Annotated in this window: 19 protein-coding genes; 8 read left to right on the top strand and 11 right to left on the bottom strand. The window is 72.4% G+C overall.

The window, feature by feature from the left end:
• The first annotated feature begins 32 nt into the window (after positions 1 to 32).
• Positions 33 to 968, top strand: a complete 936-nt coding sequence (locus ACFOWE_RS13300; RefSeq protein ID WP_377287599.1) for a trypsin-like serine peptidase — start codon at positions 33 to 35, stop codon at positions 966 to 968.
• A gap of 52 nt (positions 969 to 1,020) precedes the next feature.
• Positions 1,021 to 2,316: a trypsin-like serine peptidase gene (locus ACFOWE_RS13295; protein WP_377287598.1), complete on the top strand. Its 1,296-nt coding sequence runs from the start codon at positions 1,021 to 1,023 to the stop codon at positions 2,314 to 2,316.
• A gap of 81 nt (positions 2,317 to 2,397) precedes the next feature.
• On the opposite strand, the gene ACFOWE_RS13290 is transcribed toward ACFOWE_RS13295, so the two are convergent.
• Positions 2,398 to 3,825: an aldehyde dehydrogenase family protein gene (locus tag ACFOWE_RS13290; RefSeq protein WP_377287597.1), complete on the bottom strand. Its 1,428-nt coding sequence runs from the start codon at positions 3,823 to 3,825 to the stop codon at positions 2,398 to 2,400.
• 229 nt (positions 3,826 to 4,054) lie between these two features.
• On the opposite strand from ACFOWE_RS13290, the gene ACFOWE_RS13285 reads away from it, so the two are divergent.
• Positions 4,055 to 4,678, top strand: a complete 624-nt coding sequence (locus tag ACFOWE_RS13285) for a TetR/AcrR family transcriptional regulator (RefSeq protein WP_377287596.1) — start codon at positions 4,055 to 4,057, stop codon at positions 4,676 to 4,678.
• Between the two features lie 80 nt (positions 4,679 to 4,758).
• On the opposite strand, the gene ACFOWE_RS13280 is transcribed toward ACFOWE_RS13285, so the two are convergent.
• Positions 4,759 to 6,282: a PucR family transcriptional regulator gene (locus ACFOWE_RS13280; protein WP_377287595.1), complete on the bottom strand. Its 1,524-nt coding sequence runs from the start codon at positions 6,280 to 6,282 to the stop codon at positions 4,759 to 4,761.
• A 150-nt stretch (positions 6,283 to 6,432) separates the two neighbouring features.
• Here ACFOWE_RS13280 and gabT point away from each other — a divergent pair, with 150 nt between their 5' ends.
• Together gabT and ACFOWE_RS13270 are read left to right on the top strand one after the other, a co-directional pair.
• Positions 6,433 to 7,785, top strand: a complete 1,353-nt coding sequence (gabT, locus tag ACFOWE_RS13275) for a 4-aminobutyrate--2-oxoglutarate transaminase (protein ID WP_377287594.1) — start codon at positions 6,433 to 6,435, stop codon at positions 7,783 to 7,785.
• A gap of 159 nt (positions 7,786 to 7,944) precedes the next feature.
• Positions 7,945 to 8,211 carry a hypothetical protein gene (locus ACFOWE_RS13270; RefSeq protein ID WP_377287593.1) on the top strand — a complete coding sequence of 89 codons (267 nt, stop codon included), beginning with the start codon at positions 7,945 to 7,947 and terminating at the stop codon, positions 8,209 to 8,211.
• Between the two features lie 121 nt (positions 8,212 to 8,332).
• Here ACFOWE_RS13270 and ACFOWE_RS13265 read toward each other — a convergent pair whose 3' ends face one another.
• The 9 genes from ACFOWE_RS13265 to ACFOWE_RS13225 all read right to left on the bottom strand — a co-directional run bounded on the left by ACFOWE_RS13265 (position 8,333) and on the right by ACFOWE_RS13225 (position 21,942).
• The gene (locus ACFOWE_RS13265; protein WP_377287592.1) at positions 8,333 to 10,051 is read right to left on the bottom strand and encodes an ABC transporter family substrate-binding protein; all 1,719 of its coding nucleotides are present in this window, start codon (positions 10,049 to 10,051) and stop codon (positions 8,333 to 8,335) included.
• A gap of 17 nt (positions 10,052 to 10,068) precedes the next feature.
• Entirely contained in the window at positions 10,069 to 12,171 is a 2,103-nt protein-coding gene (locus ACFOWE_RS13260; RefSeq protein WP_377287591.1) for an ABC transporter ATP-binding protein, read from the bottom strand.
• On the bottom strand, positions 12,168 to 13,007 hold the full coding sequence (locus ACFOWE_RS13255) for an ABC transporter permease (protein ID WP_377287590.1): 840 nt from the start codon (positions 13,005 to 13,007) through the stop codon (positions 12,168 to 12,170). The genes ACFOWE_RS13260 and ACFOWE_RS13255 overlap by 4 nt, the downstream gene beginning before the upstream one ends.
• A 2-nt stretch (positions 13,008 to 13,009) precedes the next feature.
• Positions 13,010 to 13,987, bottom strand: coding sequence for an ABC transporter permease (locus ACFOWE_RS13250; RefSeq protein WP_377289098.1), 978 nt, complete (start codon positions 13,985 to 13,987; stop codon positions 13,010 to 13,012).
• Positions 13,988 to 14,479: 492 nt separating this feature from the next.
• The gene (locus ACFOWE_RS13245; protein ID WP_377287589.1) at positions 14,480 to 15,739 is read right to left on the bottom strand and encodes a saccharopine dehydrogenase family protein; all 1,260 of its coding nucleotides are present in this window, start codon (positions 15,737 to 15,739) and stop codon (positions 14,480 to 14,482) included.
• 245 nt (positions 15,740 to 15,984) lie between these two features.
• Complete coding sequence (locus ACFOWE_RS13240; RefSeq protein ID WP_377287588.1) at positions 15,985 to 17,247, bottom strand: extracellular solute-binding protein; 1,263 nt, start codon at positions 17,245 to 17,247, stop codon at positions 15,985 to 15,987.
• A gap of 202 nt (positions 17,248 to 17,449) precedes the next feature.
• Entirely contained in the window at positions 17,450 to 18,955 is a 1,506-nt protein-coding gene (locus tag ACFOWE_RS13235) for a CoA-acylating methylmalonate-semialdehyde dehydrogenase (protein WP_377287587.1), read from the bottom strand.
• Between the two features lie 21 nt (positions 18,956 to 18,976).
• Entirely contained in the window at positions 18,977 to 20,275 is a 1,299-nt protein-coding gene (locus ACFOWE_RS13230; RefSeq protein WP_377287586.1) for an aspartate aminotransferase family protein, read from the bottom strand.
• Between the two features lie 176 nt (positions 20,276 to 20,451).
• Complete coding sequence (locus ACFOWE_RS13225) at positions 20,452 to 21,942, bottom strand: MFS transporter (RefSeq protein ID WP_377287585.1); 1,491 nt, start codon at positions 21,940 to 21,942, stop codon at positions 20,452 to 20,454.
• Between the two features lie 85 nt (positions 21,943 to 22,027).
• On the opposite strand from ACFOWE_RS13225, the gene ACFOWE_RS13220 reads away from it, so the two are divergent.
• From ACFOWE_RS13220 to ACFOWE_RS13210, 3 genes are all read left to right on the top strand, one after another.
• Positions 22,028 to 22,780, top strand: a complete 753-nt coding sequence (locus ACFOWE_RS13220) for a TetR/AcrR family transcriptional regulator C-terminal domain-containing protein (protein WP_377287584.1) — start codon at positions 22,028 to 22,030, stop codon at positions 22,778 to 22,780.
• Between the two features lie 51 nt (positions 22,781 to 22,831).
• Positions 22,832 to 24,457 carry a PucR family transcriptional regulator gene (locus ACFOWE_RS13215; RefSeq protein ID WP_377287583.1) on the top strand — a complete coding sequence of 542 codons (1,626 nt, stop codon included), beginning with the start codon at positions 22,832 to 22,834 and terminating at the stop codon, positions 24,455 to 24,457.
• Between the two features lie 378 nt (positions 24,458 to 24,835).
• Positions 24,836 to 26,299: a phosphodiester glycosidase family protein gene (locus ACFOWE_RS13210; RefSeq protein ID WP_377287582.1), complete on the top strand. Its 1,464-nt coding sequence runs from the start codon at positions 24,836 to 24,838 to the stop codon at positions 26,297 to 26,299.
• Positions 26,300 to 26,709: the final 410 nt, after the last annotated feature.

Here is a 26,709-nt window from a genome sequence, read left to right as displayed (position 1 = left end):
GCCCCGGAGCCGGCGCGCCCGCCCCGGAGCCGGTGGAGAAGGAGGTCGCCGACACCAGGAGCGAGCAGCGCGTCGTCGGGCGCTACTGGACCGAGGCGCGGATGGAGGCGGCCCGGCCGCTCGACGCCCTCGCCCCGAAGAGGAGGAACGGCCTGCGGCTCACCGCCGCCCGGCCCGGGGCCGCTCCCGTCACCGTCCCGGCGACCGTCTCCGGCGCCGGGCGGGCCGCGCCGCCGTCCGTCCCGGCCGCCCCGGCCGCCGGGAGCCGCGCCGCCCGCCCGGTCACCGGCGCCGCCTGGACCCGCGGCGGGGCCGTCACCGCCACCACGGGCCGGGTCTTCTTCACCTACCAGGGCCGCAACGCCTCCTGCTCCGGCACCGCCGTGACCAGTGAGAACAGGAGCACGGTGATCACCGCCGGGCACTGCGTGAAGATGGGCGGCGCCTTCCACGGCAACTGGGTCTTCGTGCCCGGATACGCCGGCGGCGAGCGGCCGTACGGCACCTGGGTGGCGACCACGCTCTACACGACCCCGCAGTGGAACGACTCCGAGGACATCGACCACGACGTCGCCGCCGCGGTGGTGGCCCCGCTGGACGGGCGGCGGCTGACCGACGTGGTCGGCGGCCAGGGCGTCTCCTTCAACCGGGCCCGGCGGCAGCAGATGCACGCCTTCGGCTACCCGTCGGCCGCCCCGTACGACGGCTCCAGGCTCGTCCACTGCAGCGGGCGGGCCTTCGACGACCACCTGATGTCCCGCGACCTCGGTCTGGGCTGCGACATGACCGGCGGCTCGAGCGGCGGCCCCTGGTTCCTCGGCTTCGACGAGCGCACCGGCACGGGCACGCTGAACTCGGTCAACAGCTTCAAGTACGGCTTCGCTCCCGGCTGGATGTTCGGCCCCTACTTCGGCCCGGAGGCCCATGCCGTCTACCAGGCCGCCCAGCGGACCGACACCCCGTCGTAGATTCACTCAAAGTAGTTACGACGACACTCCCGGTAGTGCAAACTCGGTTTTCATGACCCCGAGTCTTGCCCTGCTTGCGGCCGCCCCCCTCGTCATCGGACTGGCGGGCGCCCCCCTGACCGGCGCGACGAGCACCGAGGACGGGCGGGGTGCCGTCGGCGCCGTCGCGGCGGTCCTGCTGAGTCCCGCGCCCGCCTCCGGAAAGACCGCCCAGTCCGGGAAGACCACCCGGACCGCACAGGCCGCCCGGACGGGGAAGGCCTCCCCGGCCGGCGAGGCGTCCCCGCCCGGCAGGGACCGGGTGAGAGCGCGCCGGGCGGACGTCGTCGAGCACACGGCCGCCCGCAGCGCGGCCGAGCAGCGCCGCGTGCTCGACTACTGGACACCCGAGCGGATGGAGCGGGCCGTCCCGCTCGACCTGCTCGGCACGCTCACCGGCGCGCTGACCGGGGGTTCCGAGGCGCTCGGGCAGCGCCCGGACCTGCTCTCGCTGGACAGCAGCCTGATCCCCGCGGAGCCCGCTCCCGGGCGCCGGGAGGCCGGCCGGCCCCTCCCGCCCGATCGTTCCCGGGCAGGACGGCTCGCCGTTCCCGGCCGGGAGCGCACCGCCCGTGCCACCGCCCCCCGCCGGGAGCACACCGCCCAGGCCCCCAGGAGCACCGTGGTGACCAGCGGAGCCCGCTGGACCACCGGCGGCACGGTGCGCAGCACCACCGGCCGGGTGTTCCTCACCCTTGGCGGAGTCGACTTCGTCTGCTCGGCGAGCGCGGTCAGGAGCGCCAACCGGGACCTCGTCGTCACGGCCGGGCACTGCGTCAAGGACGGCAAGGGCGCGTGGGCGGAGAACTGGACCTTCGTCCCCGGCTACGACCGGGGCGACCGGCCGTACGGGCAGTTCACCGCCCGGCGCATGTTCGTCGCGGGCCCGTGGTCGCGCAGCGCGGACGACAGTCACGACATCGGCATGGTCGCGCTCAACACCCGCGGCGGCAGGCATCTCACCGACGTGGTGGGCGCCCAGGAGATCGCCTTCAACCAGCTCCGCGGCCGGCACGCCTACGGCTTCGGCTTCCCCGTCGACCCGCCCTACGACGGCGAGCACATGATCTACTGCGCCGGCCCGGTCCGTGAGGACCCGCACGGCCAGACCCGCGACCAGGGCCTGCGCTGCAACATGACGGCCGGATCCAGCGGCGGCCCGTGGTTCACCGGCTTCGACCCGGTCACCGGCCGCGGCACCATCACCTCGGTGAGCAGCTTCAAGTACAGCGACGACCACGGCACGATGTACGGCCCCTACTTCGGCGAGACCGCCAGAGCGCTCTATCTCGCCGCGCAGCGGTCGTAGCGGCACCGGTGAGGACCGGCCCCGCGAGGCCGCGCGGGGCCGATCACAGGGCCGATCACAGGGCCGATCGCCGAGCCCGGCTCACAGGGTCAGGCCGGTGAGCACCATCACCTTCTCGTAGGTGTAGTCGGCCATGGCCGAGCGGATGCCCTCGCGGCCGGCGCCGGACTCCTTGACCCCTCCGTAGGGCATCTGGTCGGCGCGGTAGGACGGCACGTCGCCGATGACCACGCCGCCGACCTCGAGCTCGCGGTTGGCCCGGAAGGCGACGTCGAGGCTCCGGGTGAACACCCCGGCCTGCAGGCCGTACCTGGAGTCGTTGACCGCGGCGAAGGCCGCGTCCGCGTCCGGCACGCCCTGCACGGTCATCACCGGGCCGAAGACCTCCTCGCAGGCGACCCTGGCGCCGGCGGGCACGTCGGTCAGGACGGTCGGCGCGACGGTCGCGCCGTCGCGGGTGCCCCCGGTCAGCACGCGGGCGCCGCCCGCGACGGCCTCGGCGATCCACTGCTCGACGCGCTCGGCGGCCGCCTCGGAGACGAGCGGGCCGACCTGGGTCTTCTCGTCGGCCGGGTCGCCCGTCACCAGCGCCTCGACGGCCGGGACGAGCCGGGTCAGGAACTCCTCCCGCACGGACTCCTCGACGATCACGCGCTGGACCGCGATGCAGCTCTGCCCGGCCTGGTAGTTGGAGTACAGCGCCACCCGGGAGGCGGCCCAGTCGAGGTCGGCGTCGGCGAGGACGACCGCGGCGGCGTTCCCGCCGAGCTCCAGGGTGACGTGCTTGCGCGGCACGCTGTCCATGATCGAGTAGCCGACCGGCCCGGAGCCGGTGAAGGAGACCACCGGCAGCCGGGGGTCCTCGACCAGGGCGGCGGCGCGCTCGTTGGGCACCGGGAGCACGGAGAACATGCCCTCCGGCAGGTCCGTCTCGGCGAGGATCTCCCCGAGCAGCAGCGCCGAGAGCGGGGTCGCCGGGGCGGGCTTGACGACGACCGGGGCGCCGACGGCGATGGCCGGGGCGACCTTGTGGGCGACGAGGTTGAGCGGGAAGTTGAACGGCGTGATCGCCAGGATGGGCCCGCGCGGCACGCGGGAGACGTAGGCGAGGCGTCCGGCCGCGGCGGGCTCGGTGTCCAGGCGCATCGCCTCACCGCCCAGGCGGCGGGCCTCCTCGGCCGCGAAGCGGAAGGTGGAGACGGCCCGGCCGACCTCGCCGCGGGCCCACAGGACCGGCTTGCCGTTCTCCTCCGTGATCAGGCCGGCGATCTCCTCGGCCCGCTCGGCCAGCCGGCGCGCGACGTGGGCGAGTGCCTCGGCCCGCACGTGGACCGGGAGCGCGGCGGCCCGTTTGCGTACGGCGTCGGCCGCCGCGACGGCCTGCTCGACCTGGCCGGGGGTGGGCACGGAGCAGACGCCGACGACGCGGCCGTCATGCGAGTTGGTCACGGTGAGCTCGCCGTCCCCGGTGGCGGGGCGGCCGGCGAGCCAGAAGGGGCGCACGTCCATGTCTCCGACGGTATGCCACCGGGCGGAGCCCGGGGTTGCTCCACTCCGCACAAGGCCCCCGGCCGCACCGGCCGTTCCGCATAAAACGATCGATCCTGATTACTGGCCGAAAACAGGTTTATCTGGCGATATTTCTGTGCGAGGACGGTTTGAACGATCTCCACCCTGGCTAAGTCATCGGGTGCGAGTCCCCCGAGCGGAAAGGCATGGCCCCCCAGTGATCCCCTCGGTGCCGCTCGGACTTCAGGGCGCCTACCTGGCAGGCGAGCGCACCGCCCAGGACGAGCTGCGCGCCAAGCTCCTCGACGTGGCCAACCACCTGCTGCTCACCATCGGCCCGGAGAGCCTGTCCATGCGGCGCATCGCCACCGAGGCGGGGTGCTCCACGACCGTCATCTACACCATGTTCGGCAGCAAGGAGGGCCTGGCCGAGGCGCTCTACCTGGAGGGCTTCGAGCGGTTCCGGCGACGCCTGGAGGCCGTGCCCCCGCAGCCGGACTGCCTGGAGCGCCTCACCGCGCTCGGCGCCGCCTACCGGGAGGCCGCGCTGGCCGAGCCCGGCTACTACAGCCTGATGTTCGAGCGGGCCATCCCCGGGTTCACGCCCAGCGAGCGGGCCAGGACCCTGGCCAGGGCCGCTCTCAACATCTTCGATCGGGTGATCGCCGACTGCATCTCGGCGGGGCGGCTCGTCCCCACCCAGCCGAGGAAGATCGCCGACGTGCTCTGGGCGGCGGCCCAGGGCGCGATCAGCTTGGAACGTGCCGGGCACCTGCGCGACGGCTCCGCCTTCGACGCGGCCACCCGCTCCGTCATCTACCGCTACCTGGCAGAGGACCCCCCCACCGGCTGACCGCCCCGGACGTCCGGCACGCCTCCGGATACGCCGCCCCGCGCATCTCGGCACGCGCCCCCCGGACGCCCGGCGTGCCTCTAGACGCTCAGCGCCACCCAGAGCTCGGCGCGGGCCGCCGGGTCGTCCAGGTCCCGGCCGAGCAGCTCGGCGGCGCGGCGCATGCGGTAGCGCAGGGTGTGCCGGTGCACGCCCAGCCGCTGGGCCGCCGCGTCCCAGTGCCCGTTGCAGGCCAGGTAGGCGCGGAGCGACTCCACCAGGTCCGCCCGGGAGCCGTACTCGCGCAACGGCGCCAGCAGCGCCGCGGAGAACGCCGCCGCCGCGCCGGGGTCCAGCAGCGCGAGCAGCCCCTGCCCCGCGAGGTCGGCGAAGCGCACCACCGCGTGGGCCCCGCTCCGGGCCGAGGCGAGCGCCCGGTCGGCCTGGTCGAGCCCGGCGCTCAGCTCCTCCGGCTCCACCGGGCCGCCGACGCCCACCGGACCTGCCGCCCCGGAGAGCGCCCGCCCGGCCACCCCGGACCCCGCCCCGCCACCGGTCTCCGCCGGGCCGGCGCCCGCGAGGGCCTCGGCCACCGCGTCCGCCCGCGCCGCCGGCACGACGACGACCACCCGGTCCCCGTCGGCCACCGCGAACTCCTCCCCCGCCGCCTCCAGCGCCGCCCCGGGGTCGCCGCCGGCGGCCAGCACCGCCAGCGGCCCGCCGGGGAGCCGCTCGCCCAGCCGCTCCAGCGCCTCGCGCCCGGCCTCCACCTCACCGGCCAGCAGCAGCCGGAGCACGGCGGCGCGGATCCCGCGCTCGGCGGACGCGTGCTCGCGGCCGTGCTCCAGCGCGAGGGTGAGCAGCGAGCCCGCCGCGTTGACCACGGTGTGCTCGACCGGGCTGAACGGCGTGCCGCGCCCTGCGGCGAAGAACCCCTTGACCCGGCGCGCGCCGAGCGGCTGCACGACGACGTGCTCGGCCGGGGTGGAGAAGGCAAGGCTCGCCGGGGAGCCCCCGCCCCGGCCCGCGCGCCCGCGGAGCCGGTCGAGCTCGGGCGCCAGCGCGCCGGCGGCCTCCGCGCCCCGGCCCGCCGCGTGCCGTACGGCGCCCGCCTCGTCGAGCAGGACCGCCCAGCCGCCGAGCTCGCGGGCCAGCCGGTCGATCACCGCGTGCGCCCCCTCGGGGCCCAGCGCCGCGCGGGTCAGCCGCCCCTGGGCGGCGAAGGCCCGGGTGATCTCCTCGTACTGCTCGGCGGCCAGCAGGTCGCTGACCGCCTTGCCGATCGCGACGAACGGGGTCTCGCGCGGCACCTCCAGCAGCGGCAGCCCCGTCCGGGCGGCCGCCGCCACCAGCTCGGCGGGGATCGTCTCGTGCCCCAGCCCCACGCCGAACCCGAGCCCGGCGACGCCCCGGGCGACCAGCCGCTCCACGTACGGCCCTGCGGTCGCGGCGTCCAGGCGCATGCCGGTGGTCAGGACGAGCTCGCCGCCCTCCAGGAAGGGGGTGGGGTCCTCCAGCTCGCTGACCGCCACCCAGCGCACCGGCCGCTCCAGCGCGTCGTGCCCGGTCAGCACGGAGAGCCCGAGCGGCGGCCGCCGCACGACCGTGCGGAGCGTCGGAGCCACGCCCCCCACCCCCTGATCCGTCCGTCCCGGTCCCCGCGCGGCGGCCGTCGCCCAGCCCGCCGCCTTTTGTCCATCGCGTCCATCCGGTCCCGGCGATTTTGCCACAGCGCACCATCGGCACTCCGGCCCGCCCGGCATACCGTCACGGGCATGAGCACCCCCACCCAGGGCGGCCCGTCCCTCCCCCAGGAGCGCCGCGTCGTCACCGAGATCCCCGGCCCGAGGTCCCGCGAGCTGTTCGCGCGCAAGCAGTCCGCCGTCCCCGCGGGCATCGGCACGACGCTGCCGGTCTTCGTGACGCACGCCGGGGGCGGCGTCGTCGTCGACGCCGACGGCAACTCCCTGATCGACTTCGGTTCGGGCATCGCGGTGACCAACGCCGGCAACTCCGCCCCGCGCGTGGTCGAGCGGGTGCGCAGGCAGGTCGCGGACTTCACCCACACCTGCTTCATGGTCACGCCGTACGAGTCGTACGTGCTCCTCGCCGAGAAGCTCAACGAGATCACCCCCGGCGACCACGCCAAGCGCACCTTCCTGCTCAACAGCGGCGCCGAGGCCGTGGAGAACGCGGTCAAGGTCGCCCGGCACGCCACCGGCCGCCCGGCGGTCGTGGTCTTCGACCACGGCTACCACGGCCGGACCCTGCTGACCATGTCGCTGACGGCCAAGAACATGCCGTACAAGCACCGCTTCGGCCCGTTCGCGCCCGAGGTCTACCGGGTGCCGCTGGCCTACCCGTTCCGCTGGCCGACGGGCCCGGACAACTGCGCCGAGGAGGCGGCGGCCCAGGCGATCGACCAGATCGACAAGCAGATCGGCGCGGCGAACGTGGCGGCGGTGCTCATCGAGCCGATCGCCGGCGAGGGCGGCTTCATCGAGCCGGCCAGGGGCTTCCTGCCGCGGATCGCCGAGTACTGCCGGGCCAACGGCATCGTCTTCATCGCCGACGAGGTGCAGACCGGCTTCGCCCGCACCGGTCACCTGTTCGCCTGCGAGGACGAGGGCGTCGTCCCCGACATCATCGTCACCGCCAAGGGCATCGCGGGCGGCCTGCCGCTGGCGGCCGTCACCGGCCGCGCCGAGATCCTCGACTCGGTGCACGTCGGCGGCCTGGGCGGCACCTACGGCGGCAACCCGCTCGCCTGCGAGGCGGCGCTCGGCGTGCTGGAGACCATCGAGGCCGAGGACCTGGTGGGGAAGGCCCGCCGGATCGGCGAGGTGATGCTGCCCCGGCTGCGCGCCCTCGCCGAGCGGGCCCCGGTCGTCGGCGACGTGCGCGGCCGCGGCGCCATGACGGCGATCGAGCTGGTCGTCCCCGGCACCAGGGACCCGCACCCGACGGCCGCGGCCGAGATCGCCCGGCGCTGCCACGCCGAGGGCCTGCTCGTGCTGACCGCCGGCACCTACGGCAACGTGCTGCGCTTCCTGCCGCCGCTGGTGATGCCCGAGCACCTTCTCGAGGAGGGCCTGACGATCCTGGAGAAGGCGGTCTGCGAGGTCTGACCGTTTACGACCCGGGAGAAGGGGCATCCGGCTTGACACCGTGTGCCCCTTTTTGTCATCGCTCGACGCGCTTCCCGGAGGCGATTTAACCGCGGCTTGGGACTGAGCAAAGCGATCACGGAGGGTGGCGAGGTTATAACGGTTGCGACGGGAGACTGCGTGATCAGGACGGGAAACGCGATGCACTGGAGGCCGACCGCAGCGGCACGGCTCATGACGTTCGACCCCGAGGGCCTGACCCCCGCCCAGTGCGAGGGCGACGCCTGCGTGGCCTGCCACAAGAGGTGGCCCCGGCCGAGGATCCGGATCGGACGCCTCCCCAACGACGCGATCCTGTTCGCCTGCCCGGAGTGCGCCGAGGCGCTGCTCCCGCAGCCGGCGGCCGACGTGCGGCCCCTGTCCCGCAGCGTGGTCCTCACCACCTGAGCGCCCGCCCGCCAGGCCGGGACACCGGTACACCGGAAAGGCTGGGATGCCCGGTGAAAGGGCCGTGCCCTCCCCCGCCGGAGCGGGGAAGGGCACGGGGTGGGCCGAGCGGTCGGCGGGCCTACTTGGTGAAGCCGACGGCCGTCCAGTCCTTCGGGTCGTGGTAGCCGAAGGAGCCGTAGTTGGCCAGGTTCTTCTTGGTGCCGTAGATGTCCGGGCGCTGGTACAGCGGGATGGTGTGGACCAGGTCCCAGATCAGCTTGTCGGCCTGGTTGCCCAGTTCGATGGCCTTGGCCGGGTCCATCTCACCGGACGCCTGCTCGATCACGGCGTCGAGCTCGGGGCTGCCGATGCGCGGGAAGTTGCTGCCGTAGTTCTCGGCGCTCTCCGGCGTCTTGTAGATCTGCGGCAGGCCGCTGTTCGGGAACGGCGTGCCCAGCCAGGAGAACGGCGCGATCTCGAAGTTGCCGGGGATGACGTAGTCGTCGAAGAACTTGTCGTCCGGGACCGGCTCGACGTTGACCTTGACGCCGATCTCCTTCAGCATCGCCTGGGTGAGCTCACCCTCCTGCTTGGCCACCGGCAGCGAGGCCGGGTAGGTGAAGCGGATGGCGAACTCCTTGCCGTCCTTCTTGCGGTACTCGCCCTCCAGCTTCCAGCCCGCGGCGTCCAGGAGCTGCTTGGCCTTCTCCGGGTTGTACTTGCCGACCTCGCCGGAGTTGTCCACGTAGCCCTTGTGGGTGTTCATGTAGACGTGGTTGCCGAGCGTCTGGATCGGCCAGTCCATGTCCTTGAGGTCGGAGGCGGCGATCGTGTCGCGGTTGATGCCCATCGCGATGGCCTGGCGGACCGACTTGTCCTTCAGCAGTTCGCTGGAGCCGTTGACGGTGAAGTGGCGCCAGTTCGGGGCGGCCGCCTTGCGGACGTCGCTGTTCGGCACCTCCTTGACCCGCTTCAGGCCGGCCGCGTCGCCCGCGGAGATCTCGACCACGTCGAGCTCGCCGTTGACGAAGGCGTTGATCGTCGCGCCGGTCTCCATGGCGCGGAAGATCACCTTGTCGAGCTTGGCCTTGCGGCCCCACCAGTTGTCGTCACGGACCAGGGTGACGGTCTTGGTGGTCTCGTTGAGGGAGTCGACCTTGAACGGGCCCGCGGTGACGGGGATCTTGCCGACCCAGCCCTTGTTGAAGACCTCGGGGTCGGAGTTCGTGGAGGCCGGGTAGAGGGGCGAGAACATGCCCTTCCAGTCCGGGTAGGTCTTCTTGAACGTCACCACGACGTCCTTGTCGGTGGCGCCCTTCTCCACCGACTCGACGCGGTCGTAGCCGTCGGTCGAGGAGACCTGGAACTTCTTGTTGGAGCCGTTCAGGGCCTTCCACTGCGCCTGGAAGTCCTTGTAGGTGATCGGCGTCCCGTCCGACCAGGTCGCCTTCTCGTGGATCTTGTAGGTGACGGTCTGGACGCCGTCCTTGAGCTCCATGTTCCACTCGGTCACGTAGTCCGGGTGGTTGTTGACGTCGGCCTTGTCGTCGGAGGCGCCGGCGTACGGCATGAGGGCCTCGGCGACCTGGTCGGTGTTGTCGTGGGTGCCGTTGACCTGGTTGTAGTTCCAGTTCGCCTGCCACGAGCTGAGCGCCAGGGTGATGGTGCCTCCGTCGGCGACCTGCTCGTAGGGGACGGGGTTGATGGTGCTGGCGGGCAGCTGGGCCGCGGCCTGCTGGGCCTGCTGGGCGGCCTCGGTCGAGCCGGCCTTCGGCTTGTCGGCGCCGCCGCCGGCGCAGGCGGTCAGGGCCATGGCCAGGAGCGCGGCCCCGGCGGCGGCCTTGTAGCCAACCTTCACGTTTTCCTCCAGGGAATCTAGCGACGCGGGGCCGGGACGGCCTCGACGCCTTCGGGGTAGTGGCAGGCGGCGCCGTGGTCGGCGGCGGACGCGAGCCGTACGACGGAGGGCTCCTCCTCCGCGCACCTGCGGGCCTCGGCCTCGCCCAGCAGGGCGCGCTTCGGGCAGCGGGTGCGGAACCTGCATCCCGACGGCGGGTCCGCCGGGCTGGGCAGGTCGCCCTGGAGGAGGATGCGCGTGCGGGAGCGCTCCTTCTCCGGGTCTGGCAGCGGGATCGCCGACAGCAGCGCCCGCGTGTAGGGATGTGCCGGGTTGCCGTACACCTCGTCGACCGTGCCGATCTCGGCGATCTTCCCGAGGTACATCACGGCGACGCGGTCGGCGATGTGCCGGACCACCGACAGGTCGTGTGCGACGAACAGGTAGGACAGGCCCAGCCGGACCTTCAGGTCCTCCAGCAGGTTGATCACACCCGCCTGGATGGACACGTCCAGCGCCGAGACCGGCTCGTCGAGCACGATGAGCTTCGGCTCCAGGGCCAGCGCCCGGGCGATGCCGATGCGCTGGCGCTGGCCGCCGGAGAAGTGCTGCGGGTAGCGCTCGGCGTGCTCGGGCGCGAGCCCCACCAGGGTGAGCAGCTCGGCGACCCGGGACCGGACGGCCTTGGCGTCCTTGTAGCCGTGCGCGCGCAGCGGCTCGGCGAGGATGTCGCCGACCGGCATGCGCGGGTCGAGCGCGGCCATCGGGTCCTGGAAGACGATCTGCAGGTCCTTGCGGAGCCCCTTGCGCTCGGCCTTGGCGAGCTTCGCGCTGTCCTTGCCGAGCACGACGACCGTGCCGTCCTGCGGTGCCTGAAGCTGCATGATCTGCTGGAGCGTGGTGGTCTTGCCGCAGCCCGACTCGCCCACCAGGGCGAGCGTCTCGCCCTCGCGGATGTCGAAGCTGATGCCGTCCACCGCGTACACGGTGCCGACCCGGCGCTTGAAGATCGCGCCCTTCAGCAGCGGGTAGTGCCGGACGAGGCCGTCCACCGCCAGCACGGTCCCGCGCTCCTCGCGCGGCCCGCGCGCGGCGGCCTCGGCCTCGGCCGGGGCCTCCGGCACCGGGTAGACGTCCGCCCCGTCGAGGTTCTTCAGGTCGATCTCGTGGGCGCGGATGCAGGCCGCCATGCGGCCGCCGGTGCCGATCCGCTCCAGCTCCGGCTCGGCGTCGTCGCAGGAGTCCACCTTGAGCGGGCAGCGCGGCGCGAACGGGCAGCCGGGCGGGAGGTCCGCCGGCGAGGGCGGGTTGCCCTCGATCGGGATCAGCCGCTCGGTCGGGCGGTCCATCCGCGGGATCGAGGCGAGCAGGCCCATCGTGTACGGCTGGCGCGGGCGGTAGTAGATCTCGTCCACGGTGCCCAGCTCGACCGGCTTGCCGGCGTACATCACCAGCACCCGGTCGGCGAGCCCGGCCACGACGCCGAGGTCGTGGGTGATCATGACGATCGCCGCGCCGGTCTCCCGCTGCGCCGTCTTGAGCACCTCCAGCACCTGCGCCTGGATGGTCACGTCCAGCGCGGTGGTCGGCTCGTCGCAGATCAGCACGTCGGGGTCGTTGGCGATCGCCATGGCGATCATGGCGCGCTGGCGCATGCCGCCGGAGAACTCGTGCGGGAAGGCCTTGGCCCGCACCTCCGGGTGCGGGATGCCGACCAGGTCGAGCAGTTCGACGGCGCGCTTGGCGGCGGCGTCCCTGCCCACCTTCTGGTGCACGCGCACGGCCTCGGCGATCTGGTCGCCGATCGTGTAGACCGGGGTGAAGGCGGAGAGCGGGTCCTGGAAGATCATGCTGATGCTCTTGCCGCGGAGCCGGGTCAGGTCCTCCTCCCGCGCCCCGATCAGTTCCCGGCCGTGCAGCTTCACCGAGCCGCTGATCTCCGCTCCCTCCGGGAGCAGGCCCATCACGGCGAGCGAGGTCACCGACTTGCCGGAGCCGGACTCGCCGACGATGCCGAGGATCTCCCCCCGGTCGAGCCGGTAGCTCACGCCGCGCACGGCCTTGATGCCGCCGCGGAAGGTGACGTTGAGGTCGGCCACCTCCAGCAGGGGCGCGCCGTTGCCCTTGGTCGGCTCGTTCACTTGTTGCTCCCCGGGTCGAGCGCGTCGCGCAGGCCGTCGCCGACGAGGTTGACGCTGAGTACGAGCAGCACGAGCAGGCCGGCGGGGAAGGCGAAGAGCCACGGGTAGCCGATGGCCTTGGGGCTGCCGTCCGCGATGAGCGTGCCGAGCGAGACGTCGGGCGGCTGGATGCCGAACCCGAAGAACGACAGCGCCGCCTCGCCGATGATCGCCGCGCTGACGTTGAGCGTGGCGTCGATGATCAGCAGTGAGGAGAGGTTCGGCACGATGTGCCGAAGGATGATCTTCCAGCCGGGGATGCCCATGTAGCGGGCGGCGAGCACGAACTCCCGCTCCCGCAGGGAGAGCGTCATGCTCCGGACCATCCGGGAGGTGATCATCCAGGAGAAGAGCGCGAGCAGGGCCACGAACCAGAGCCAGGAGCCGCCCTTGAGCCGCGGCGAGATGATCGCGATGATCAGGAAGCTCGGCAGCACGAGCAGCAGGTCCGCCACCCACATCAGCGCCTTGTCCGCCCAGCCGCCGACGTAGCCGGCGGTGGCGCCGACCAGCGCGGCCAGTCCGGTGGAGATGAGGGCGACGAGGAAGCCGATGATGATCGACTTCTGCATGCCGCGGAGCGTGACCGCGTAGACGTCCTGGCCGATCTGGGTGGTGCCCCACCAGTGCTCGGCAGAGGGCGGCTCCATGAAGGCCAGGAAGTCCTTCTCGGTCCAGTCGTGCGGGCCGAGGAAGGGGCCGACGTAGGCGAGCGCCAGCAGCAGGACCAGCGCGATCAGGCCGTAGCGGGCCTCCCGGTTCCGCATCATGCGGGCGAGGACCATCTTGGAACGCATCTTCAGCTCACCCGCACCCGGGGGTCGATGGCGGCCACGATCAGGTCTGACAGGAAGCCGGCGACCAGGACGCAGACGGCGGTGAACAGGCTCACCGCGGCGACCGCGTTGGTGTCGTGGCTCTGGATCGAGTCGACCAGCCAGGCGCCCATGCCGTGCCAGCCGAAGATCTTCTCGGTGAAGGTCGCGCCGGTCAGCATCGTGCCGAACGAGAAGGCGAAGTAGGTCGCGACCGGGACCAGCGAGGTCCGCAGCGCGTGCTTGAACAGCGCGTCCCTGCGGCTGAGCCCCTTGGCGCGGGCGGTGCGGATGAAGTCCTGGCCCAGCACGTCGAGCATCATGTTCCGCTGGATCCGGCTGTAGTAGGCGACCTGGCCGAGGGTGAGGGAGAGCGTCGGCAGGATCAGATGGTTGAGCCGGTTGACGAACTGGTCCCAGCCGCTCAGCGCCGGGTTGTACTCACCGGTGTACTCCAGGAGCGTGAAGCCCAGCCCCTCGTTGAGCCCGGCCGCGGCGATGGTGAGGAGCGTGGCGAGCACGAAGACGGGGATCGCCATGACGACGAAGGAGCTCACCCCGATCACCCGGTCGCTGATCCTGTACTGCTTGACCGCGGCGTAGGCGCCGACGCTCACGCCGACGGCGGCGCCCAGGAGCGTGCCGATGAGCAGCAGGCGCAGGCTCACCCCGACCCGGCGGCCCAGCTCCTCGTTGACGGACTTGCCGTCCCAGGTCTCGCCCAGGTCGCCCGTGGCGACCCCGGCGACCCAGGTGACGTAGCGCTGGAAGACCGGCGTCTTGTCGTTGAGGTTGTACTGCTCCAGCGTCGCGTCGATGACCTCCTCGGCCACCGGCGGCTGCCGGCCTTCGTACTTGTAGCGCGGGTTGAGGCTGGTCGCGGCGAGGAAGTAGGCCATGCTCGCCGCGATCGCCACCAGCACCATGCTGCTGACCAGTCGCTTGAACAGGTAGGCGCCCATCATCCTCCCCTCGGGGGTCACGTGGGAGTGCGAGGGGCACCGTGACGGGTTCGTACCCGCGCAGGCAAAAATCCCCATTAACGCACGATTGATCCCGGTTTAAGGGATTAAGTCCGGGATAAGCGAAACGATACCTGTAGCGATGGAGTGGCCCAACCAAGCGGTGTAACGATTGACGATCCCTGTGTCAGGTTTTCATGACATATGTCTCGATCTTGTGACACAACGCACGGCAGGCCGGGCACGGAAGTGGAAGGCGATCAGCCGTACCTCCCCTGACCTGGGAGGACTTCTCCGGACATGCGAAAGGGCGGCCACCAGACGGTTCTGGTGGCCGCCCCCTCGTCACGCGCCCGTGCGCGTCGCCCTCGGGCGGCTCCGGTCGCGCGGCCCCGACGGTCGGCGGCAGGCGGACGGCGGCAGGCGGACCCGACCGGCCCGATCCGGCCGGACGACCCACGGTCAGGCGGACGGCGGCCGGACAGTCCGCGGTCAGGCGGAGAGCAGCACCTCGCGCTCCTGACCCGGCTCGCGGATCGGCTCGACCTTCGCCTGGTCGCGCATCCCCCACGGCGAGCCGTAGTCGCACAGCAGCTCCAGGAACGGCACCGCGTCGAACGCCTCCGGCCCCAGCACGCCCGTGCCCGACCACACCCCGGCGGCCAGCAGCTCCAGCGCGACCACGGGGTGCACGGCCGTCTGCCAGACCACGGCCTGGCAGCCGTACTCGCGCATGGACCAGGAGTTGTCCACCACGTGGTACAGGTAGACCTCGCGCGGCTCGCCGTCCTTGCCGACGCCCTTCACCCAGGTGCCGGCGCAGGTCTTGCCGCGCATCCGGTCGCCGAGCGTGGCCGGGTCGGGCAGCCGGGCCGCCACCACGTCGCGCGGCGAGGTCTCCACCCCGCCGACCTTGATCTTGTCCGCGCTGTCCAGGCCGAGCTTGCGCAACGTCTTCAGCACGCCGATGAACTCCTCGCCGAGGCCGTACTTGAACGTCACCCGCCTGGCGTCGATCCAGCGCGGCACGAGCAGGACCTCCTCGTGCTCGACGTTGACGCACTCGACGGGGCCGATGCCCTCGGGGAAGTCGAACACCTCCGGCTCGCTGAACGGCTCGGTGGTGCGCCAGGCCCCGTCCTCCCAGACCACCGGCGGGTTGAGGCACTCCTCGATGGTCGTCCAGATGGAGAAGGTCGGCGCGAAGTCGTAGCCGTCCACCACGAGGTTGGACCCGTCGCGGACGCCGATCTCGTCGATCTCCGAGAACAGGTGGTCGGCGGCGTAGCGGGCGAACACGTCGGCCAGGCCCGGCTCCACCCCCATGCCCACCAGCGCCAGGGAGCCCTTGGCCCGCCACTCGCCGTCCAGCGCGAACTGCTCGTCGCCCAGCTTCACGCCCGGCAGCTCGTACGGCCGGAGCGGATGGGGGCGGGAGAGCGACATCGCCATGTCGAGGTAGCGGGCCCCGGCGTTCAGCGCTGCCCGGAAGAGCGGCATGGTGAAGCGCGGGTCCACGGCGTTGAAGAGCACGTCGCAGCGGTGCTCGCGGAGGGCGGCCTCGACCGCCCCCTGGTCGGAGGCGTCCAGGGTGACGGCGCTGAAGCGCGGGTCTCCGACCTTGGCCACCACGTCGGCGGCCCGGCTCTGTTTAGAGTCCGCCACCACGATGTGTTCGAAGAAATCTCGGCGGGCGGCGATGGGCACGACGGCGGAGCCGACGCCGCCGGCCCCCACAAGAAGGATTCTCATGTCGGGACTCTATAACTGACTGGTCGACCAGTCGATAGCGGACACGGAGTTTTCCCACCGAATCCAGAGCACAAGAAGATGATCACTACGGATACCGTCGCGATCAGCGCGGTGCCCCCACGTGCGGCGGGACGCCGTGAACCCGCGGCCTCCCGCCCCGGGTGAGCGCGGCAGGCGCGGCAGGCGCGGTGGCCGCGCGTACGGCGGGACGCCTCCCGCTCAGGGGAGGGTCCGGGCCCGGCGGCTCACCCCGAGACCAGGTCCTTCCAGCGGCTCACCCAGTCGCCGTAGTCGGCGCACCGCCCGCCCTCGCCCGCGCAGTCCGCCGACGGGCGGACGGCGAAGAACACGTCGTCCGGCCGCTCGCCGTCCCGCGACCCGTGGACCGCGCAGACCTGGCGGGCGCGCCCGGTGCAGGCGGCGGGATTGGCCGGCGCCAGCCCCGTCCAGGCCGCGGCCCACCGCTGCGCCTCGGCCGAGGTGACCCAGTTGAGCCACCGGTAGGCGCAGTTCGGGCTGGCGGCGTCCGCCGTGATCATCCAGGAGTCGGCCCAGCCGGTCCGCGGCGCCTCGCCGAAGGTCCCCGCCGCCCGGCCCGCGCGCTCGAAGAGGTCGGCGTGGTATGGCCACGCCTGGGCCAGGCGGACCGTCCCGCTCGCCAGCGCCCGGACCACCTCGACCGGGTCGTCCCAGTAGATCCGGTCCGCGCCGTCCCGCTCGGCGAGCAGCTCCACCGCCGCGTCCAGCTGGGCCGGGGTGAGCCGGAACGGGTCGGAGACGCCCAGTCCGGGCTCGGTCCGCGCGAGCACGAGCGCGGCGTCGGCGATGCTCAGCGGGTCGTTCCTGATCGCCACCGGGCTCTGCGCGTACAGGGCCTCGGGGCCGCCGTAGCGGCCTCCGTCGTGGACGACCTGGTTGACGCCCCACAGGTAGGGGACGCCGTGGACCTTGTCCTTCCAGCGCAGCGCGGGCAGCTCGCGCAGCCACTCGGGGATCTCCCCGTACGTCTCGACCAGGGCGGTGTCCACCGGAGCGACCCGCCCGGCGGCCATCAGCTCCCCCGCCAGCTCCGGCGGGGGCGAGACGACGTCGTAGGAGCCGCCGTCCAGCCTGGCGGCCATCTCCTCTCCCGTCCGGACCCGGTCGAGCGCCACGACCCGGCACCCGGTCCGCCGCTCGAACGGCGTGACCCAGTCGACCTTCGCGCTCGTCCCGCCGTACTCGACGCGGCCCTGCAGCGCCAGCACCCGCAGGGTCCCCTCGGAGGCGCCGATCGAGGGCGAGGGGCTCGCACTCGGACCCGGGCCGGCGCTCGCTCCCGGCGAGCCTGCGGGCGTCCCCGTGGGCGTCCCCGTGGGCGTCCCCGTGGGCGTCCCCGTGGGCGTCCCCGTGGGCGCCGGCCCGGCGCCCGCCGGGACGCCCGCCGCGGGCCGCGGGCCCGCCCCCGCCGTCCCGGCGCACGCGGCGAGCGCCAGGGCGCCCGCCCCCGCCATCGCTGCCAGTATCATGCGGCGGAGCCGGTCCCTGCCCACGAATCCCCCTTGACGACGCCGCTGCCCACCTGCCCGGAGCCTACCGGCCTGCGGGCCCCGGCCGGGGACCGCGGGCGGCCTCCCGGCCGGCGGGCGGGCATGGGCGCATCCCCCTGCTCCCGGCGGCGTGCCGGCCCCGCGGCAGGAGCGGGGCCCCGGGCACGCCGCCGGGAGCGGCTCAGCCGTTGGTGGGGAAGCCGAGGTTCACCCCGCCGTGGCTCGGGTCGAGCCAGCGCGAGGTGACGACCTTGCCCCGGGTGTAGAAGTGCACGCCCTCGGCGCCGTGCACGTGCGTGTCCCCGAAGAGCGAGGCCTTCCAGCCGCCGAAGCTGTAGAAGGCCATCGGCACCGGGATCGGCACGTTGACGCCGACCATGCCGACCTCCACCTCGTTCTGGAAGCGCCGGGCGGCGCCGCCGTCGTTGGTGAAGATCGCGGTGCCGTTGCCGTACTCGCCGCCGTTGATCAGCGACAGGCCCTCCTCGTAGGAGGAGACCCGCACGACCGCCAGGACCGGCCCGAAGATCTCCTCGGTGTGCACCCGGGAGCCCGGCGGGACGTGGTCGAGCACGGTGGGCCCGAGCCAGAAACCGGGCGTCTCGGCCGCGGCCCCGCCGCCGAGGACCGGCGTCCGCCTGCCGTCCACCACCAGCTTCGCGCCCTCGGCGACGCCCAGGTCGAGGTAGGAGGCCACCTTGTCGCGGTGGGCCGCGGTGACCAGCGGGCCCATCTCGGAGCGGGGGTCGCCGCCGGGGCCGACGACCAGCTTCCGCACCCGGGAGACGATCTTGTCGACGAGCTCGTCGCCGACCGGGTCCACGGCCAGCACCACGGAGATCGCCATGCAGCGCTCACCCGCCGAGCCGAAGCCCGCCGAGACCGCGGAGTCCGCGACGAGGTCGAGGTCGGCGTCGGGCAGGACGAGCATGTGGTTCTTGGCCCCGCCGAGCGCCTGGACCCGCTTGCCGTGGGAGGCGCCGGTCGCGTAGACGTGGCGGGCGATCGGGGTCGAGCCGACGAACGAGACCGCCTTGACGTCCGGGTGCGCCAGCAGCCGGTCCACCGCCCCGGCGTCGCCCTGGAGGACGTTGAAGACGCCGTCCGGCAGCCCGGCCTCCTGCCAGAGCCGGGCCAGCAGCAGCGAGGCCGACGGGTCCTTCTCCGACGGCTTGAGGACGAACGTGTTCCCGCAGGCGATCGCGACCGGGAACATCCACATCGGGACCATGGCCGGGAAGTTGAACGGGGTGATCCCGGCGACCACGCCCAGCGGCTGGCGGATCGAGTAGGAGTCGACCCGGGTCGAGACGCCCTCGGAGAAGCCGCCCCTGAGCAGGTGCGGGATCCCGCAGGCGAACTCCACGACCTCCAGGCCGCGGGCGACCTCGCCCAGCGCGTCGGAGCGCACCTTGCCGTGCTCGGCGCTGATCAGCCGGGCCAGCTCGTCCGCGTGGGTGTGAACGAGCTCGCGGAAGCGGAACAGCACCTGCGAGCGCCTGGTCAGCGAGGCGTCCCGCCAGGCCGGGTAGGCCGCGGCGGCGGCCGCCACGGCCGCGTCGGTCTCGGCGGCCGTGGCGAGCCGTACGCGCCCGGCGACCTCGCCGGTGGCGGGATCGAAGACCTCCGCGCTGCGGCCGGCGCCCTCGACGGCGGTTCCGTTGATCCAGTGGGTGACGTTCTTCACGGTCCTGTGCTCCCCGCGCGCCTACGGCGCGACCTCTTCGTTGACGGCCTCCAGCGCGGCGACGACGATCCCGAGGCCCTCGGCGGCCTCCTCCGTCGTCAGGGTGAGCGGCGGCGCCATGCGCAGCACGTTGCCGTACAGCCCTCCCTTGCCCACCAGCAGGCCCGCCTTCCTGCTCTCCTCCATGAAGCGGGCGGCGAGCGCCGGGGCGGGCTCGCCGGTGGCCGGGTCGACCAGCTCGACGGCGAACATCAGGCCCCTGCCGCGCACGTCCCCGACGATCGGCAGCCGCGGCGCGGCCTCCCGGAGCCCGTCGATGATCAGCGTGCCGGTCCGGGCGGCGTTCGCCTGCAGGTCGTGGTCGAGCACGTAGTCCAGGGTGGCGCCGGCCGCGGCCATGGCGACCGGGTTGCCGCCGAAGGTGGACAGGCCGGTCGCGTGCGGGGCGTCCATCAGGTCGCCGCGGGCGACGACGCCGCCGACCGCGAAGCCGTTGCCGAGGCCCTTGGCGAAGGTCATCATGTCGGGTGCGACGCCGTGGCCGTGGATGCCGAAGAAGGCCGAGCCGGTACGGCCCCAGCCGGTCTGCACCTCGTCGGAGACGAACAGGATGCCCTCGGCGTCCAGGACCTCCTTGTAGGCGGCGAACAATCCGTCGGGCGCCGTGGTGAAGCCGCCCACGCCCTGGACCGGCTCGGCGATCAGCGCGGCCACGTCGCCCCCGGCGGCGGTGGCGAGCACGTGGCGCAGGTCCTCGACGCAGGCGGCGACGTACTCGGCGTCCGTCATCCCGCGGAACTGGGGCAGGTGCCGGTCCGTGCCGTGCAGGAAGTGCACGTTCAGCGGCGAGAGGGAGTTGTTCCGCCAGGAGCGGTTGCCCGTCACGCCGGCCGTGCCGAAGCTGCGGCCGTGGTAGCTCTGCCGCATGGCGAGCACCTGGTCGGACCTGCGCGCGTAGGTGGCCAGCAGCAGGGCCGCCTCGTTGGCCTCGGTGCCGGAGTTGGTGAAGAAGACCTTCGCGTTCTCGATCCCGGAGAGCCGGGCGATCTTCTCGGCGAGCTCGATCTGCCCGCGGAGCAGGTAGACGGTGGAGGTGTGCACCACCCCGGTGGCGATCTGCCGCTCGACGGCCTCGCGCACCTCGGGCACGTCGTAGCCGATCATGTTGGTCAGGATGCCCGCGAAGAAGTCCAGGTAGCTCTTGCCGGACGCGTCGACGACCCGGCACCCCTTGCCGCTGACGATCTCGATGGGCTCGTTGTAGTAGAGGGCCAGCCAGTCGGGCAGAACCGCCCGGTGACGCGCAAGAAGGTCTGACATGAACCGAGTATCCCGGGTTCCGGCAGCCTCTCCCACCCGTCACTCCGTCGGGGAAAGCGGCCGTGCTCCGTCACCCTGTAACCACCGTTCTCCCGGCCGCACCCGGGTGTACCAGCGGGTTCCCCCGCGACCGGCGCCGGCCCGCCGCGGGGACCTCTCAGGCGTTCAGGAGGCGTTCAGGCCTCCACCAGATCCCCCTCCGGGGCCGCGGGCACCTTCGGGGCGGGGCGGATGACGGCCAGGGCCACCGTGACGGCGGCGGCGCAGAAGGCCACGCTCACCCAGGAACCGAGGGACATGGCGGAGGCGAACGACTCCCGCGCGGCCTCCATCACGGCCGGGTCCCCGAGCAGCTTCGCACCGGCGATGGACTCCCGCGCCGCGGCGGGCGCGCCGGCCGGCATCGAGGCGGTGTAGACCCCGGCGAGCACGCTGCCGAGCACCGCGACGCTCAGCGCCATGCCCACCTGCTGGACGGTGTCGTTCAGCGCCGAGCCGACCCCCGCGTGCGCCGGCGGCACCGCGCCCATCAGCGTCGCGTAGGCCGCCGGTCCGGCGAGTCCGCCGCCGACCCCCATGATCATGAGGCTGGTGATCAGCAGGCCGTACCCGGAGTCGGCGGTCAGGAGGGTGAGCACGCCGAACCCGAGCCCCATGACGCCCAGGCCGACTCCGATGAGCGCGCGGTTGCTCACCCGCTGCCCCAGCCCGGCGCCGACCGCGTTGAAGAGCGCGGCGGCCACCGCGTACGGCAGCAGCGCGAGCCCGGCCCCCATGGGGCTGTAGCCCAGCACGAACTGCAGGTACTGGGTGAGCATCAGCAGCAGGGCGCCCATGCCGAACGCCATCAGCACGATCGAGAACGACGCCCCGCTGAAGTTCCGGTCGCGGAAGAGCTCCAGCGGGAGCATCGGGTGCCCGCTGCGGCGCTCCCAGAGCACGAAGGCGCCGAGTGCGAGCACGGCCAGTCCCGCGGCCGCCAGGACCGGCGTCGCGGTGACGCCCTCCTCCGGGACGGAGACCACCGCGAAGACCAGCGAGGTCATGCCGGTGACGGACAGCACCACGCCGAGCGGGTCGAGCCGCCGGGCGGGACCGCGGGACTCGGGCATCAGCACGACCGCGGCCACGACCGCCACCGCCGCGACGGGCACGTTGATCAGGAAGATCGACCCCCACCAGTAGTGGTCCAGCAGGAAGCCGCCCAGGGTGGGACCGGCGATCACGCCGAGCATGGCGACGGCGCTCCAGACCGCGATGGCCTTGCGCCGCTCCTCCTCGTCGAAGACGGTGATCAGGACCGACAGGGTGCTCGGCATCAGGATGGCGCCGCCGACGCCCATCAGCGCACGGGCCGCGATGAGCTGCCAGGGCTCGGTGACCGCGGTGGCGAGCGCGGACGCCCCGCCGAACAGCACCAGGCCGATGATCAGGAAACGCTTGCGGCCGTACCGGTCGGAGAGGCTGCCCGCGGTGAGCAGCAGGCCCGCGAAGACGAGGATGTAGGCGTCGATGATCCACTGGACGTCCGACGGGTCGGCGCCGAGGTCGGTCATCAGGGGCGGGATGGCCAGATTCAGGACCGTGTTGTCTATGCCGATGACCAGCAGGCTCAGGCAGAGGACCCCCAGGATCCACCAGCGCCTGGGGTCACGGCCCTCTCTCACGGGATCTTCTCGCACAGTGTTCGATTCCACTCGCACACCGTACGACAAAACTCGTACGGCGTGCGAGTGGATTTATCCTGGAAGGATGCAGCAACCCTTCGAGTCGGTCTGGACCCGCCCGCCCCGCACCGCCAAGAGCCCGACGCTCAGCCGCGGCCAGATCGTGCGCGCCGCGATGGAGCTGCTCGACGCCGAGGGGGTGGACGCCCTGAGCATGCGCAGGCTCGGCGCCAAGCTCGGCTCCGGCGCCACCAGCCTCTACTGGCACGTCGCCAACAAGGACGAGCTGCTGGAACTCGTCATGGACGAGGTCTACGGCGAGGTGCCGCTGCCCGACCCGGAGCTCTCCGGCTGGCAGGACGCCGCCGTGCGCTTCGCCTACGGCCTGCGCGAGGCACTGCTCAAGCACCCCTGGGCGATCCCCCTCATCAGCACCAGGCCGTCCATCGGGCCCAACGCCATGCGCCTGTCCACCCGCATGGCGGCCACCTTCGAGCAGGCCGGATTCACCGGCATGACCCTGGACTACGCCTCCACAGCCCTGCTCTCCCACGTCCTCGGCGCGATCACACCCGAGATCGCCTGGCGGACGATGGCGGCACGTTCGGGGCTGAGCGACGAGGAGCTGGCGACCGCGCTGCACCAGACCGTGCACCGGGCCGCCCACGACCACCCCGAGCTCCTCGAACGCCACGGGCGGTACACCGCCCAGGACAGGGACGTCGTCCACGCCGTCAGCTTCGACTTCGGCCTGACCTGCCTGCTCGACGGGATGAAGGTGCGCCTGGAACACGACGCCCCGCCCACCGCACCGTCCCAGAAATCCCGACGAACATAACGTAAGCCAACAATTGGGCATGTTTACACATTGATCAGATATTCTCGGTGAGTGCTCCCCACCATCTCCGAGGTCCTCGCCCTGGACAGCGTCCGCCGGGGGATGCCCCGGGTCGTCGCGGGAGCCGACCGGCTGGACACCTCGGTGCGCTGGGTGCACATCGGCGAGGTCACCGACATCGCCCACCTGCTCCGCGGCGGCGAGCTGGTGCTCACCACCGGCATCGCCCTCCCCGACGACCCCGACAAGCTCGCCGCCTACATCGCCGGGCTCGCCTCCGTCGGCGCGGCGGGGCTGATCGTGGAGATGGGCCGCAAGTTCGTCGGAGAGCTCCCCCGCTCCGTGGTCACCGCCGCCGAGGAGCACGGTCTGCCGCTGGTCACGCTGGCACGCGAGACCCCGTTCGTGCAGATCACCGAGGCGGTGCACGCCCGCATCATCGACCGCCAGCTGGAGGAGCTGCGCGCCTCCGAGCAGCTCCACGAGGTGTTCACGGCCCTGTCGGTCGAGGGCGCCTCACCCACGGAGATCCTCACCCAGGTCTCCCGCCTCTCCGGCCGCCCGGTCCTGCTGGAGAACCTCGCCCACCAGGTGCTCGCCTGCGAGTCGGCGGGGCACGACACCGGCACGCTGCTGGCGAGCTGGGAGAGCCGCTCCCGCGCGGTCGCCTCCGACCAGCGGACCGCCTACGACGCCTCCTCCGGCTGGCTCGTCACCATGGTGGGCGCCCGAGGCCAGGACTGGGGCCGGCTGGTGCTGCTCTGCGACAGCGAGCCGGGCCCCCGCGACATCGTGCTCGCCGAGCGCGCCGCGACCACCCTCGCCCTCGGCCGCCTGCTGGAACGGCACCAGGAGTCCCTGGAGCGCCAGGCCCACGGCACGATCATCTCCGGCATCCTCAGCCACGCCTACGCCGACCCCGACGAGGCCGCGGCCCGGGCCCGCGCGGTCGGCGTGCCCCTCACCGGCCGCAAGCTGGTCAGCGCGGTGCTCCGCCTCGTGGAGACGCCCGACGGCCCCGCCGACGGCCCGGAGCAGCTGGCCCGGCTCGGCGAGCTGGCCGAGGCCGCCGCCGCGGCCTGCCGCAGCGCCCGCTTCCCCGCACTGGTCGGCGCCCTCGACCAGAGCCGGGTGGGCATCCTGCTCCCCCTTCCGCCGCGCACGCTCGCCGAACCCGCGCTGACCATCCTCTCCGAACGGCTGCGCGCCGCCTCCACCGCCTCTTTCGTGCTCGCCGCCGGCTCGGTCGTCGAGAGCGTGCGCGACGTACGGCGCAGCTTCCTCGAGGCCGAACAGGTCGCCGACGTCGCCGTCCGGCAGCCCGACGGCCGGGCCTTCTACCGCCTGCCCGACCTGCGCCTGCGCGGCCTGCTCCACCTGCTCCGCGACGACGCCCGGCTGCAGACCTTCGCCGAGCGCGAGCTCGGCCCGCTCCTGACCCACGACGCCCAGCGCGGCGGCGACCTGACCAGGATCCTCCGCATCTACCTGGACTCCGGGCGGAACAAGGCCGTCGCCGCGCAGAAGGCCCACCTGTCCCGTCCGGCCTTCTACGACAGGCTCCGCCGGCTGGAGCGCATCCTCGACACCGACCTCGACGACGTGGAGTCCTGTCTCTCCCTGCACGTCGCCCTGCTGGCGCTGGAGTCCTTCCGCCGGGACGCCCCCCGCTCCTGAGAGGGCCGCCCGCTCCGCCGGGGGCCGGCCCGCGGCGGAGCCGCAGCAGACCCCGAGCAGGCGCAGAGCAGGACCAGAGCGAATTCGGAGCGGATTCGGGGCGGACTCCGAGCGGATTCGGGGCGGATTCGGGGCGGATTCCGAGCAGGCCGGAGGCAGCGCACCGGAGCGCGATCCACCTTCTTTCCGAATTTTCTGGAATCACCGGCCCTTCGCCATGCCCCTGCCACCTGCCTGCCACCGAATGAACACCATTCGTGTGATCTCGTACGAGAAACATCACTTTCTTAGGCCGTTTCCCGCGTTTCGCCCCCATGGGTGGACGGATCTCGGCAGCATGGTGCACCGCAATATGGTCACCTACGGGGAGAGAGACACATGTCACGACGTTTCGTCGTTGGGCTCACGGCTGTGGCGATCACGGCCACGGCGATCCCGGCGGCGGCGGACCGGGCGGGCTCCGCCTTCCCTTCCGCCGCCTTCCCGCTCGGCGGCACCGGGACGACGCTCAAGACCCAGCGTGCGATCGCCCCCGGGGTCAGCCTCTTCAGCGTGACGCACGGCAAGCCCACCCAGGGGTGGACCGTGTCCCTGCTGATGCCCAACGGTCACGACAACGGCACCCTGGCCACCGCCCAGGCGAAGGCCGCGGAGGCCGAGGCCGCCGGGTTCACGCCGAGCGTCCTCAAGATCGTGCAGCCCGCCGCCGCGGACGCCCCCGCCGTCGAGCGGTACATGGTGCGGATCGGGCTGTGGACGCTCAAGCAGCGGGCCGAGGCCGACAAGCTCGTCAAGGAGCTCAAGGAAGCCGGCATCCGCGCCAAGGCCGACTACCTCGGTGACGACGGTGACCAGACCACCGGCCCATGGGCCATGCGGGTGGTGATGGTCGACCCGAAGGTCTTCAGGGGCTCCTACCGGACCAGCGTCGGCGTCAGCGTCGCCAAGCGCGAGACCACCTCCTCCATATCCAAGAAGACCAAGGCCATCGCGGGCGTCAACGGCGGCTTCTTCAACATCCACACGGCCAAGGCGCTCCAGGGCGACCCGGTGGGCGTCTCGGTGGTGGGCGGGAGACTGCTCAGCGAAGGGGTTCCCGGCCGGAGCGGCCTCGTCATCACCGGCAGGAAGGCCCGGATCACCGAACTGAGGACGCTGGTCACCGCCCTCTCCTCGGACGGGGCGAGGATAGAGGTGAAGGGCGTCAACCGGGCCGCCGGCGCGGAGGACCTCGTCCTCTACACCGAGGAGTTCGGCGCCAAGACCGCCGCGGACGGCGGCGCCGAGATCGTGGTCGACGCCCAGGGCAGGATCGTCAGGGCCCGGGCGGCCGGAGGTGTCGTGCCCCGGGGCCACTACGTGCTCCACGGCACCGGCACCATGGCCGAGTGGCTGTATGAGCACGCCTGGGAGACCTGGACGATGAGGATCAGCACCCGGGTGATCGACCTGCGGACGGGAAGGGCCATCCCGCTCACCCCGGAGACGTACGTGATGGGAGGCGGCGTCGGGCTGCTCAGGAACGGCCGTGTGCGGATCAGCGCCGCGGCCGACGGGCACGCCTCGGTCAACATGATGCTCCGGCGCCATCCGCGCACGCTCGTCGGCGTCGACAGGTCGGGCGGCCTGATCCTCGTCACGGTGGACGGCCGCAACCCGGGCGTCTCCGTCGGAGCCTCGATGGTGGAGGCGGCTCAGATCATGCGCTGGCTGGGCGCCAAGCAGGCCATCAACTTCGACGGCGGCGGATCGTCCGCGATGGTCGTCCGCCACAAGGTCGTCAACCGGCCCTCCGACGGCCGGGAGCGGACCGTGGGCGACGCTCTGTTCATCACCCCCTGAGTTCACCACTCTCTGACTTACTCCCGCGCGGTTCTCCGGGCCGGCACCGTTCTCCAGGAGCACCGGTCCGGAGTACCGCCGGATGCGCCGGACCGGCCGTGATCGTGGCGGGGTGGGACGACGAAGAGATTCCCGGCCGGGCACATCGCCCTACAGCAGCGGCCTTACAGCAGCGCGAACCCCGCCCGGCTCCCGGAGGCCGCCTCGGGCAACGAAAAGGGCCACCGGCCGGCGACCTCGCACGGACAGAGAATCCCGCACGGACAGAGCACAAGAGACCGCCCCGAGAACGACCCTGGGCAACGAAAAAAGGGGCCGCCCACCAGCGACCCCACCCCGGAGAACCCACCCCCGCACAACCCCCGCAAAAACAGAAAGGGGCGCCCCCCAGGGCGGCCCCCACTAAAGAA

Source organism: Planomonospora corallina, assembly GCF_042650625.1.
Taxonomy (GTDB): domain Bacteria; phylum Actinomycetota; class Actinomycetes; order Streptosporangiales; family Streptosporangiaceae; genus Planomonospora_B; species Planomonospora_B corallina.
The sequence above is the reverse complement of the archived record's forward strand: the minus strand, read 5'-3'. Positions and strand labels throughout refer to the sequence as shown.